Below are 363 nucleotides of genomic sequence, written 5' to 3'. Positions count from 1 at the left end.
CCGGTACATCGCCGTTTCCGCTATCGAGCGACGATTGTAATCTGTTGTCCATTTCCACCGCGCATTACTCCCGGTCATTCGCTGATTAGCCACTGCACGGTTACGGTCTGCATATTCACCGGGCCAGTAACCCGCACCTTTTCGGGGAGGGATAAGCGCGCTGATTTTCTTACGCCGCAGTTCATCGTGACATAGCCGGGTATCGTAAGCGCCATCGGCGGCGGCTGACCTGATTTTCCGGTGGGTTTGCCGGATTAACCCGGGGAAGGCCTCTGAGTCCGTAACGTTGTTCAGCGACAGGTCTGCACAGATGATTTCATGTGTGTTGCTGTCAACTGCCAGATGCAACTTTCGCCATATACG

The 363-nt window shown here is 54.8% G+C and carries 1 protein-coding gene; it reads right to left on the bottom strand.

Annotation, left to right across the window (positions count from 1 at the left end; all coding sequences use genetic code 11):
* Window positions 1-363, bottom strand: a 363-nt coding sequence (locus V6E55_RS25700) for a transposase (RefSeq protein WP_252595069.1), incomplete at both ends; no start/stop codon positions are given.

Source organism: Enterobacter sp. 342 (genome assembly GCF_036663495.1).
In the GTDB taxonomy this organism is placed as follows: domain Bacteria; phylum Pseudomonadota; class Gammaproteobacteria; order Enterobacterales; family Enterobacteriaceae; genus Enterobacter.
This window is presented reverse-complemented; position numbering and strand designations above follow the sequence as displayed.